General features: G+C 30.0%; 10 protein-coding genes, 1 tRNA gene and 1 pseudogene. 6 read left to right on the forward strand and 6 right to left on the reverse strand.

The window, feature by feature from the left end; all coding sequences use genetic code 11:
* Positions 1-200: 200 nt before the first annotated feature.
* From CSPT_RS08860 to CSPT_RS08880, 5 genes are all read left to right on the forward strand, one after another.
* A tRNA-Ser gene (locus tag CSPT_RS08860) sits at positions 201-288 on the forward strand.
* A gap of 218 nt (positions 289-506) precedes the next feature.
* Positions 507-2,885: a DMSO/selenate family reductase complex A subunit gene (locus tag CSPT_RS08865; RefSeq protein ID WP_089183245.1), complete on the forward strand. Its 2,379-nt coding sequence runs from the start codon at positions 507-509 to the stop codon at positions 2,883-2,885.
* Positions 2,886-2,888: 3 nt separating this feature from the next.
* Positions 2,889-3,551 carry a DMSO/selenate family reductase complex B subunit gene (locus tag CSPT_RS08870; RefSeq protein WP_089183246.1) on the forward strand — a complete coding sequence of 221 codons (663 nt, stop codon included), beginning with the start codon at positions 2,889-2,891 and terminating at the stop codon, positions 3,549-3,551.
* The gene (locus CSPT_RS08875) at positions 3,538-4,383 is read left to right on the forward strand and encodes a DmsC/YnfH family molybdoenzyme membrane anchor subunit (RefSeq protein WP_089183247.1); all 846 of its coding nucleotides are present in this window, start codon (positions 3,538-3,540) and stop codon (positions 4,381-4,383) included. Before CSPT_RS08870 ends, CSPT_RS08875 begins: the two co-directional genes overlap by 14 nt.
* A 162-nt stretch (positions 4,384-4,545) precedes the next feature.
* Positions 4,546-4,800 (forward strand): molecular chaperone TorD family protein, encoded by a 255-nt coding sequence (locus tag CSPT_RS08880; RefSeq protein WP_089183249.1) that lies wholly within the window; start codon positions 4,546-4,548, stop codon positions 4,798-4,800.
* 687 nt (positions 4,801-5,487) lie between these two features.
* Here CSPT_RS08880 and CSPT_RS08885 read toward each other — a convergent pair.
* Positions 5,488-7,413, reverse strand: coding sequence for an FUSC family protein (locus tag CSPT_RS08885; RefSeq protein WP_089183250.1), 1,926 nt, complete (start codon positions 7,411-7,413; stop codon positions 5,488-5,490).
* Between the two features lie 69 nt (positions 7,414-7,482).
* Between CSPT_RS08885 and CSPT_RS08890 the strand changes: the two genes are divergently transcribed.
* A complete protein-coding gene (locus CSPT_RS08890; RefSeq protein ID WP_089183251.1) occupies positions 7,483-8,727 on the forward strand; it encodes an MFS transporter in 1,245 nt (414 codons plus the stop codon).
* On the opposite strand, the gene CSPT_RS08895 is transcribed toward CSPT_RS08890, so the two are convergent.
* The 5 genes and pseudogenes from CSPT_RS08895 to pstC form a co-directional block, all read right to left on the reverse strand.
* Positions 8,704-9,147, reverse strand: coding sequence for a nucleotidyltransferase family protein (locus CSPT_RS08895; RefSeq protein WP_089183252.1), 444 nt, complete (start codon positions 9,145-9,147; stop codon positions 8,704-8,706). The genes CSPT_RS08890 and CSPT_RS08895 overlap by 24 nt on opposite strands.
* A gap of 6 nt (positions 9,148-9,153) precedes the next feature.
* Positions 9,154-9,734: pseudogene (locus CSPT_RS08900) on the reverse strand (NAD(P)H-dependent oxidoreductase).
* 68 nt (positions 9,735-9,802) lie between these two features.
* Positions 9,803-10,588 (reverse strand): phosphate ABC transporter ATP-binding protein PstB, encoded by a 786-nt coding sequence (pstB, locus tag CSPT_RS08905; RefSeq protein WP_089183253.1) that lies wholly within the window; start codon positions 10,586-10,588, stop codon positions 9,803-9,805.
* A gap of 5 nt (positions 10,589-10,593) precedes the next feature.
* Entirely contained in the window at positions 10,594-11,451 is an 858-nt protein-coding gene (gene pstA, locus CSPT_RS08910) for a phosphate ABC transporter permease PstA (protein ID WP_089183254.1), read from the reverse strand.
* Positions 11,448-12,329, reverse strand: a complete 882-nt coding sequence (gene pstC / locus CSPT_RS08915) for a phosphate ABC transporter permease subunit PstC (protein WP_089183255.1) — start codon at positions 12,327-12,329, stop codon at positions 11,448-11,450. The genes pstA and pstC overlap by 4 nt, the downstream gene beginning before the upstream one ends.
* Between the last annotated feature and the right edge of the window lie 82 nt (positions 12,330-12,411).

Consider the following 12,411-nt stretch of genomic DNA (forward strand, 5'->3'; position numbering starts at 1 on the left):
ATATATCGTTATTATAAATAATTACCATTGATTTATTGGCTTTTAACACAAAAATTTAATAATTCATAAAATAATGTTTGTTAAAATTAAAACTAACATTTAAAATAATAACACTAACTTACAAAACATAAACCTAAAGCATTAGCTAGATTATAAAAATTTTAATTTAAGATTAAATTTGCTAAAATGTCCCACTTATAGGGCAGATGTCCGAGTGGTTGAAGGAGCACGCCTGGAACGCGTGTGTGGGGAAACCCACCGAGAGTTCGAATCTCTCTCTGCCTGCCACAAAATGATTAATAAATCTAGCTTAATACCAAATAAAAAAGTTTAAATTTCGATTTTATATATTGAAAATATTTCATAATTTAAAAAATTTAATGGCACATTTATACTTCTATCTATAAGCTCACTTCAACAAAGATACTTAGATATAAAAAATTAATTTAAGCTTAAGTTAATAAGTGAGAGGTATAATTATTTTATTTTGACGAAAAGGAGATAATTTGAGAGTAGATAGACGAAATTTCTTAAAAATTAGCGGACTTACCGGCGCTTATGTTATGAGTGCATCAGCAAATGAGTTAAATCCGCTAAAAAGCGATAAAGAAAAAACCTTTATTGGTGGCTGTCCGGTAAATTGTGGTAGTAAATGTATGCTAAAAGCTCATGTAAAAGATGGTATCATCACTCATATGACTACAGACGATGATGGTGATGATACTTACGAAAATCGTCAAATACGAGCCTGTGTTAGAGGACGCTCTACAAGATATAGATACTATAACCCAAATAGACTTCTTTATCCATTAAAAAGAGTTGGAAAAAGAGGAGAGGGTAAATTTGAAAGAATTAGTTGGGATGAGGCTATCAATACAATAGCTTCTAAAATGAAAGAAGTAAAAGAAAAGTATGGAAATGAAGCATTTTATATACTTTATCACACAGGCACTATTGGTTCAACTATGGCAGGTTGGTTGGATGGTTGTTATCATAGATTGCTCAGTCTTTTTGGCGGTTATCTAAATTATCACAATAGCTACTCGACTGCTCAAATAGCTAATGGTTTAGCCTGTTTTTATGGCAAAAATATTGGCTCAGATATAGAAAATTTAGCTCATGCAAAACTTGCTGTCTTATTTGGTTCAAATCATGCAGAAACTAGGATGGGTGGCTCATCAATTGGATATTCTTTGCAACAAATGAGAGAAAAAAATAGCACAAGAATTATTTGTATAGATCCACAATATAACGACACTATGATAGGAAATGGCGATGAGTGGATCCCAATAGCTCCGGGAACCGATGCTGCTTTAATAGCAGGTATGGCTTATGTTGTGATAAAAGAAAATTTATATGATAAAGAGTTTTTAGACAAATATTGTGTAGGTTTTAGTAAAGAAACTTTGCCAGAAGATGCCTCGGAAAATAGCTCTTATATGGATTATATTTTAGGAACAGGCTATGATAAAACTCCAAAAACACCGGAGTGGGCTGAAAGTATTACAAGAATACCAGCTTCAAGAATTATAAAACTTGCAAGAGAGATAGCCTCTGCAAAGCCATGTTTTATAGAGCAAGGTTGGGGACCACAACGTCACCAAAACGGCGAACAAACAAGTAGAGCTATCGCAACACTAGCCTGTATGACAGGAAATGTCGGTATTTTAGGCGGAAATACAGGTGGTAGAGGCGGAAGCAGTTGGAATTTTGATACAACTCCTATGCCTTTTGATAATCCAGTTAAAACTTCTATTCCATGCTTTTTATGGTATGAGGGAGTTAGACTAGGTGAAAAGATGAACGCCCTAGAGCATGGCATAAGAAACGCAGAGAGCTTGAAAGCTCCTATTAAAATAATCTTTAATTTAGGTGGAAATTGCCTGACCAATCAACATGCTGATATTCAAACAACTGGCAAAATTTTAGAAGATGAAAGCTTGTGTGAGTTGATTGTAGATGTAAATATTACAAGAACCCACTCAAATTCATATGCAGATATAATTTTGCCTAGTGCTTTGTCTTTTGAATACAATGATATTGTAAGAGTTACAATGGGCGATTGTAGCACGAGACCGTATGCAATATTTGCTCAAAAAGCCATAGAGCCACTTGGTGAAACCAAAACACCATATGAAATTTGCACTCTTTTAGCAAATAAGCTTGGTGGTCGTGAATTTGAAGCACAATTTACAGAAAAGAGAACTTGGGACGAATGGCTTGAATGGTTATGGAATGACACAACAAAAAAATATAGCTTTTTACCATCTTATAATGAAATAAAGACCAAAGGTTTTTGGAAAATTAATAAGCCTGTAAAACCAAGAATAGCTCTTGAAAATTTTATCAATGACCCCAAATCAAACCCACTAAACACTCCAACAGGAAAGATTGAAATTTATTCAACAAAGTTGGCCGAGATGAAAAAAACTTGGAAGCTTTTACCGGGTCAGCAAATAGAGCCTGTTCCAGTATTTGAAGATGTGCTAATGGGACCAAGAGATCCGATGAGAGAAAAATATCCGATTCAGTTTTATGGATATCATTACAAAGGAAGAACACATTCAAGTTTTTGGGATAGTCCTGCTATTAGAGAGTTAAATCCGCAAGAAATTTTAATTAGCAAATTTGATGCTAAAAGTAGAGATATTAAAACAGGCGATAAGGTTATAGTGGAAAATCACATAGGAAAAATAAGTGGAATCGCAAAGGTAACTTCAAGAGTAATACCAGGTGCTGCTTTAACATATCAAGGCTCATGGGCTAAATTTGAAAATGGTATTGATGTAGGCGGATGTATAAATACGCTAACATCAGATCAACCAACAGCGATAGCTAAGGGAAATGGCGTTCATTCTGTTTTAGTAGAGATAAGAAAGGCTTAATAAATGAGTAAATTAAATAAAGATGATCAATTTGGGTTTATGATGGATCAAAGCAGGTGCGTAGGTTGTAGAACCTGTCAAATGGCTTGCAAAGATTACAAAGATAGACCAGTGGGAGTAAATTTTAGAAGAGTTTATGAGTATGAAGGTGGTGGATATAGTATAAATGAAGAAGGCACTATCATCTCAAATGATGTTTTTGCTTACTACACATCTATAAGCTGTAATCACTGCACAGATCCAGCCTGCTTAAAAGCTTGTCCGACTGGTGCTATGATGAAGACAAGATATGGCATTGTTATGGTAAATGATAAAAGATGTGTTGGATGTAAAGCATGTGCTATGGCTTGTCCATATGGTGCTCCTCAATTTAACAATATAGAAAAACATATGAATAAATGTGATGGCTGTATAGATAGACTAGATGAAGGACTTGATCCAATCTGTGTTGCCTCGTGTCCATTTAGAGCACTAGATTATGGGAATATAGCTGACTTAAGAGTAAAGCATGGCACATTAGCAAGCGTTGCACCTTTAATAGAAGAGAGTGCAACACTACCAAATTTAGTTGTTATAGCTGAAAAAAACACTAGAAAAAGTGGCGATAAAGGTGGGAAAATGCATTTACCACATCACTATCAAGGAGTAAAAGATGATATTGTTTGAGATTATAGCTGCTGAAATTCCGCTTCTGTTTTTTACAGTATTTGCACAAGCTGTTATAGGACTAGTTTTTGTTTATACTCCTGCTTATTATAAAGGAATTAGAACAAATCTTAAAAAATTTGGCATATTTACTGCTATTGCTATGGCTTTAGCTATATTTCCATCACTATTTCACTTAGGAGATATAACTCACTCACTAAATTTCTTAAGAAGAATGGGAGTGTTTTATGCAAACGGAGAGTGGCATATAGGCTGGATGAATAATGAAGTTGCTTTTGCAGGATTAGTTTTACTTTTTGGAGGACTTCTTTGGCTTAAAGGCAATAAGATATTTTTATATCTAGCTTTAATAAGTGGAATTTTATGTATATTTTTTATGGCAGGAGCTTATGGAAGTATGCAACGCACCGTTACAACTTGGAGATTTGATGTAACACTGATCAACTTCTATGCTTGTATGTTTTTCTTAGGCGGACTAATGTATCACACATTTTTTGCAAAAGAAGAGCACGAAGAAAAGATGGCATTTTTAGTTGGGCTATTTGGCGGCGGTATGCTTTTAGTTGCAATAGTATTTCAAACCTTGCATCTAGGAAATGTTCAAGTAGCAGGTGTTATAAATCCATTTGATTTGCTTCAAGGAAACTACTCTAAGTTTATCTTCTTAGGTGCCATGCTTGTAGGACTTGCTATGACAATTTGGTATTTTAATATCTATCTTAGAAATAAAAGTAAAATCATAGCAGGATTAGCTTTAATTATAGGAACACTTGGAATCTTGGCAATTAGAGCTGTATTTTATGGACTTGTAAATACTCATGTTATGTTATAGTTTTTGTGCAGGATTTTTCGCAAAAATCTTTTATAGTGCAAATGAAAGGCTTTTTAATAAAATAAAAAGCCCGGATTTGCCTAAAAATTATTTTTATGAAAGAGATAGTGAATCATTTAGAAAAGGAGTTGAGTTATTAAGTAAATTTGATGACTTAAAGATATAAATGCTGATTTCACAAGACTTTTTATAGCTGATTTAGATGGAATAAAAGCCCCGCCTTTTGCTTCATTTTACTACTCAACAGATGTGCCACAAGTTTATACTCAAAATTCAGTAGAAATAGCTCAAATTTATAAAGACAACAAATTTAACTCTTATTTTGCAGAGCTTCCAGCTGATAGTGTTTCAAATGAACTTTTATTTTTGGAATTTGCTTTTAAAATCATAAAATTTGTATTACAAAAGAATTTTTAGAAGATGAAATCCTACCCTACGCTTTTAAATTTAGCAAAAAATCCAAGATAGTGCTAACACAACTTACTACAGGCATTTGGATATTTATTTGAAGATTATATGAATTTGTTAAAAGATGAGTTATGCTTAAAAATTAAAAAAAGATATGTAAATTTGGCTTAAAATTGAAGAACACATAAAAACACATTATACAACAACTCAAAAGAATTAGAAACTCTCTTTATGTTACGAGAACTTATCTAACCCTACTTTAATGGTGTTAAATTATTAAATTTCAGTTTAATTTGTATAATGAAAAATAAGCAATATTGCCAAATATATAAGAGATATTTTACATAAGATTGAGAAAATTTAAAATAAATTTATAGAGTTTACTGATTTAAAAGTTTATAAGTTCAAAGAAAAAACCAAAAATTTCAAAATATTTTTTGTTGATTATTTGAAATTTTAGTGTTATATTTTAAAAATATAAAATTTGATTGTGGATATGAATATATCCGCAAGGTAAAATTTTTCTAAAAAGATTATTTTTTAATAAAGTGGATAAAGTTTATACTTCCATAATCTTTGTCAAATCTATTTACACTTATTTAGTTTGGAATATGATTTAACAAATCTCTTATAATTTTGCCTAATTAAATTTTAAAGCCATATACTATTTTAAAAAGCATAAATATAATTAAAATTTCACCATATTTTTGTATTTTTTGCATCGTCAAGGTAACCATAAAGACTTTCTTGATAATTTGTTATTTCAGCCATCATAGTAAGCAGCTTCTTATCATCATTCATAAAATCGCTAAAAAAATAAGATGGAAGATCATCATTTAAGCTTTTTAACATATCAAATCTACTTTTTATAGATAACAAATCATTATTTACAAACTCATCATCAAAATCATGCTTTTGCAAATAAGTTTTTAAATTTAAAATCATTACATCGATACGCTCAAACTCACATAAAATATCATCAAATATTTTACTTTTTGTAGATTTTATAGAATTTTTATAATCTTTTAAATTTAATAACAACAAACTTTGATTGTTAGTGAAGTTATCCAAATTTTTATTTACAATCGTATCTAGGAGATTTGAAAAATTTATTAATACTTTGTCTATTATGGGTTTTATTTCGTCTTTTAATCTATGTCTCCAAAATATACTTGATATTATGATAGAGATTAAAAACCCAACAGCCATATCTTCAAATCTAAGCAACATAAGTCCCTCATAGTCTCCACTAACAAGAGCAAAATACATTGTTAGTAAAATTATAAAACTAATCATCCAGAAAAAGAAGCTAAAAGGTTTGATATAAAATACCAAAAACAGCATAATAAAACCAATAACATAAAACATCAAACTAACACCAAACAACAAAAGCAAACCAACACCGATAACCATTCCTATAATAGTAGCAATAATTGTATCTTTTGTAGCGTTTTTAATATCATCAACACTAAATCTCATAACAGTCATAACTCCAAGTGCTATCCAAAATCCATGATCTACATTAAAATACAAAGCGATAAATACACCCAAAGAGACAGCAAAGGCAAATTTTAGCGAATATCTAAAAGTTAAATTTGTAAAATCAAATGATTTTTTTATTTGTGATAAAATGCTATTTTTTTGCTTTATTTCTAGGCTAATTTTTCTTTCTCCGCCCAATATAAAAAGATTAAATGTGTGATATAAAATTTCCAAAGATGGTATAACTTCTTTATTTTCCTCTTTTAGTTTAAGAAATACGTCGTTTTTTAATTTAACATCTTTGTCCAAAAAAAGTAGCTTTAAATTTTTTAAATTTAAAGAAATTTCATCTTGCAATTCATGTATAATCTTATCATCTTTTATCTGTTTGTAACTCGCTCTAATGATGCTTAAAAGATGTAAAATTTCTTCACATTTATACAGATAAAACAAAGCTCTTGAATGATTTTTTATTAAGTTTTGATCTTTAAACTGAATACTTTTTAAAGAAAATAGTTCTTTTAATTTACTTATGTGAAGTAGGCTTTTTTGCTGAACTTTACCAAATTTGTTATCAAATAAATTTACATTTAAATTTATCAAATCATCTAAAATCACACTAAATGCTTTTTTTGTAAATTTTCCATGTGATGTAAAACTGACAACTCTTAAAAATGTTGATATCAAGCCACCTATCAAAAATCCCATCATAACGGCAGTTTTATCGCTTCCGTATTTTATAGCAATAAGCAAGAAAAATCCGCCAAAAGTTGTCTGGATTAGAGCTAGACTTAAATTTTTATTAAAACAAGAACAAAAAGATATGAAAAAGAGCCAAAAAAATGTTGGGATAAAAAGATACAAACCAAGATTTCTAAAATTATCCATAAAATATACAAAAGCTATAGAAGTTGCTATATAAGAAAAAAAAGCAAAAATTTCATCTTTTGTACTTCCTCTTATATTTATAAGGAAAAATATCCCCACAGACGCGGCACTTGCCCATATAAGCCCACTAAATCCATAAAAAATATTTGCTACAAAAGCACTCAAAAGCACTGCAATAACAGCTTTTATAGCATAAAAAAAACTAAAATTTGCAGGATCATTTTGTTTGATAATATTAAAAAATCTTGTCATAAAATTTACTCCAAAATCCGTATTATATCTTAAATTCTTTTATTAGGCATACTTTGGTATTATAACAAAATGAGTAAAAAATTTAAAAATCCTTTTATATCTTTAAAATACAAAAATTTCAGATACTATTGGTTTGGTATGAATATATCATTGATAGGTTCTTGGATGCAAAGCATTGCTCAACCTTGGTTAGCACTAACAGTAACAAATGATCCATTTTTAGTTAGTATTGTTGCAGTTGCTCAATTTTTACCAACACTAATTTTATCGCTATTTTCCGGTGTTTTAGTTGATAAAGTTAATACAAAATATATACTTTTTATTTCACAAATTGGACTAATGTTAGTTGCAATAGGTTTTAGTATTATGACGATTTTAGATCAAGCGTTATATATAAATATACTTATGTTAGCTACTGCTAATGGTATTTTCTCTTGCATTGACGCACCAGCTAGACACTCATTTGTTTATGAGTTAGTAGATGACGATGATTATATACAAAATGCAGTTGCATTAAACTCAATGGCTTTTAATGTAGCAAGAATTTTAGGACCGGGACTTGCTGGTATGGTTATGATGAGTTTTGGAGTAAAATACTGCTTTATATTTAATGCTATAAGTTTTGCAGCCATCATAGTAAGTTTATTTTTTATAAAACCAAATCGCAAAATTTCAAAACAGGAAAATAAAGGTAATGTATTATTGTCTATTAAAGATGGTTTTAATTATGTAAAAAATCAAAAAATAATATCTCATAATCTTTTCATAACTTTAATTATAACTATGTTTATACCGCATTATAATATAACCATATCAGCACTTTGTAAATTTATACTTGGTGGAGGGGAACAAACTTTTGGATATTTGATGTCTTTTCTTGGTATAGGCTCATTTTTCGGAGCATTTTTTATAGCAATGTATGGAAAACTTAATTTAAGACTTATAAATACAATACCTTTTATAACATCTTTTAGTTTATTTTGCATAGGGATATGGCAAAATTTTTGGGTGGTTGCACTATTTTTATCACTAACGGGATTTTGTTTTGTTATAACAGCAGCTAGCATAAACTCAACAATACAACTTAATACTAAAAATGAATTTAGAGGAAGAGTTATGAGTATTTATAGTCTGTTTTTTCAAGGAAGTGTTCCATTTGGGGCTATCTTTTCAGGATATTTCACTAACAAATTTGGAGCAAATATTGGGCTGTTTGTTTGCGCTATATCGGCTATTGTTTGTTTGTTAGTTTTAATGTTTTATAGCAAATATGATAAAAATAAACCTATACTAAAATCCATCTTCTTTAAATAAATTTTGTTTAAGCCAAAGACCTATTTTATTTTTCTGTTTTGATTGTTTCTTTGCAGTATTTATGGTTTGCTTTTTTTTGCTATAAATTTTAGTCGCACCATCAAAAACTGAAGTATAGAAACTATCTCCTTTTGCAATTTTTTCTTTAATCCCTGATTTTGTATCTACAAATATATCTATATCTATGCCATATTTATTTTGAAATTTTTTAAGATCATTTCTTAAATTTACAAAATCTTTATGAAATTCTTCTTTTAAATTTTTCTTTACTACAAAAAGATCTACATCACTGCTTGGTTTTGGATTACCTTTTGCATAACTTCCAAAAAGCCAAATTTCTTTTGGCTTTATAGCTAATAACTCTTCTATAAGCTCTTTTTGTATATCGCTTGGCAAACTGCTATTATTTTGACTATTCATTTTGATTTACACAACAAATTTGATAAGATGTTCTTTATATTTTTGTATAAAAAAACCTACTCTAGGATTTTTTACAACATCATTGCATATAAATGTAGGAAGTGCACTCATACCTATAAATTCGTGAGCTTTATGTAAATGTAAATATACCTTATCTACGCCAATGCCGCCAAAAAATTCATCTTTATCATTAAATGCTTCCAAAGGTGCATTCCAAGTTAAACTAAACATATATTTTTTACTTTTTAGCAAACCACCTTTTCCATAGTTTTTCGCAGGATTTGCACTATTTCTACCATCATTTTTAAAAAACTGTCCATTGCTTGAAGAAAATACTTCATCAATATATTTTTTTACTATCCAAGGCTCACCCATCCACCAACCAGGCATCTGATAAATAACAAGATCTGATTTTAAATATTTCTCTACTTCATAAAAAACATCATAACCACTATCAATAATAGTTTCACTAACATTTTTTTCATTTCTGTTAGCGTTTGTTTTGCCACATTATGAAGTGTTTGGTTTAATCTTCCGCTAGAATTTCCAAAAAATTTAGCACCATTTATAAGTAAAATATTTTTCATAACCTATGCCCTTAGTTTTATACTAAAGAGATTATATAAGATATTTTTTAAAATTTTTTAAATATTTATCAACCAAATTTACCGCCAACATACTCTTGAAGTAGTTTTTCTCTAGGGTTTTTAAATATCTGCTTTGTTTCACCAAATTCAATCAAATCTCCAAGATACATAAATGCGGTATAATCGCTGATTCTCATAGCTTGTTGCATATTGTGAGTAACGATAACTATAGTGTATTTTTCTTTTAATCTATTAATAAGCTCTTCTATGGCTATAGTTGAGATAGGATCAAGAGCAGAAGTTGGCTCATCAAAAAGCAAAACTTCTGGACTAACAGCTATTGCTCTTGCGATACAAAGTCTTTGTCTTTGACCACCACTTAAACCGCCAGCATCATCATTTAGTCTATCTTTAACCTCATCCCATATATTTGCACCTTTTAAGGATTTTTCAGTAATTTCAGATAAAACCTTTTTATCTTTAATACCTTGAAGCTTTAATCCATATTCGACATTATCTTTTATACTCATAGGAAAGGCTGTTGGTTGTTGAAAAATCATACCAATTTTTATTCTAAGATCTATCAAATCTGTTTTTGAATCTAATATATTTTTATCATGAAATAAAATTTCACCTTCGTATCTATTGCCTGGATATAAATCACAAATCCTATTTATAGAGCGAAGAAGCGTTGATTTACCGCATCCACTAGGTCCGATTAATGCAGTAACTTTATTTATAGCAACTGGCATATTTATGTTTCTTAAATTTGGACTTTGAGATCCTGCATACCAAAATGAAAAATTCTTAATATTTAAAATTTTTTTGTCTTTAATTTCAGTTATAGTTGGCATAATTTCTACCTTTTCTTTTGTTTTATTAAAAATCTACACACAATGTTTATACCTAGAACAAAAACGGCTAATAAAAATGCTGTTGCCCATGCAACTGCGTTTTGATAATCATCTGGGTATTGTGTAAATTCATAAATTGTATTTGTTAGTGATGGCATTGGTTCTAATGGATTTAATACAAAAAAATCACTATGAAATGAAGTAAATAAAAGCGGAGCTGTCTCACCTGCAACTCTTGCTATAGCTAGTATTATACCGGTTACTAAGCCATTTTTAGCAGCACGAAATATAATATCTACTATAACTTTGTATTTTGGAGCACCGATAGCTATAGCAGCTTCTCTAAGAGTTTGAGGAACAAGAGTTAACATATCGTCAGTTGTTTTAAGCACAACTGGCACCATCATTATACAAAGTGCTATGGAACCGGCTAAACCACTATAACTACTCATTGGGCTTACAAGTATTGCATAAGCAAAAGCACCAATTACAATAGAAGGCGTACTCATCATAATATCGCTCATATTTCTAACGAAATTTGATTTTTTATCATTTGGACCGCCATATTCGCTTAAATATGTTCCTGCTAATAACCCGATAGGAATTCCTATAATAGAAGCTATACCTATCAAAATAATATGACCTACCAAAGCATTTCTAATTCCGCCTTCTATAGTGTCTGTTACAAACATACTAGCACTAAATCCATCTATGCCTTTTACAGCCAATGTTACTATTATCCAAAAAAGAAACAAAAGACCAACTATGGCAAAAAATATAGAAAAAGAACTTACCAAAGCATTTATAAATACTCTTTTTTTAGTAGCTTTAAGTCTTGTTTTTAAAAATTTATCTTTGCTCATTTTATAACCCTTTTTTCTCTTAAAAACACAAATTTAGCAATAGCTATTGTAATAAAACTAATAACAAAAAGTATCAACGCTAGATAAAATAAACTGCTTTCATAAATTTCATTACCCATTGCTTCGCCAAATTGTGTAGCAAGAGTAACAGGTATGCTAGTTGCTGGATCAAATATAGTATCTGGCACAACAGAAATTCCGCCAAGTAAAAATGCAACCGCCATTGTTTCTCCAAAAGCTCTTCCAAGCGCTAGTATAATAGAGCCTATAATACCAGCTTTCGAATAAGGAAAAATAACATCTTTTATAACATCAAATTGTGTCGCACCTAAGGCATAGGCTGATTCTTTTAAAATAGCAGGTGTTGCTTCCATACTATCTCTTGTAACAGATGCGATAAATGGTAAAATCATTATAGAAAGCACTATACCGCCAGTTAAAAGACCCATTCCTGTTCCTCCAAATAGTTTTTGTATCATAGGAACAAAATATAAAAATCCCCACATACCATAAACAATTGAAGGAATAGCTGCTAAAAGTTCTATATTTACACTAAAAAAGTTTCTAACTTTAAAAGGAGCAATTTGTGTTAAAAATATAGCTATGCCAATCGCGACAGGAGTTGCTAGTATCATAGCAATTATAGTTGATACAATAGAACCATAAATAGAAGCAAAACCTCCAAATTCACCTTTATTTACATCCCAAGTCGAATTTGATAAAAATCCAATACCAAATTCTTTTATAGCAGGCATTGAGTAATAAACAAGGGCTATAAAAATGGCAAGAAGCATAACAAGGACTAAAATAGAAGCTGTTTTAGTAATATTAGAAAATATTAATTCTCTAAATCCTGCATTTTTTTGAGTATCTGTCATGAGTTATTCTTTGTTTTATTAAATTTAAAAAAACCCTAAATTTAATTTAGGGTTTTGTATTTTACTATAAAGTTTTAAATAT

This window comes from Campylobacter sputorum subsp. sputorum (assembly GCF_008245005.1).
Lineage (GTDB): Bacteria > Campylobacterota > Campylobacteria > Campylobacterales > Campylobacteraceae > Campylobacter_F > Campylobacter_F sputorum.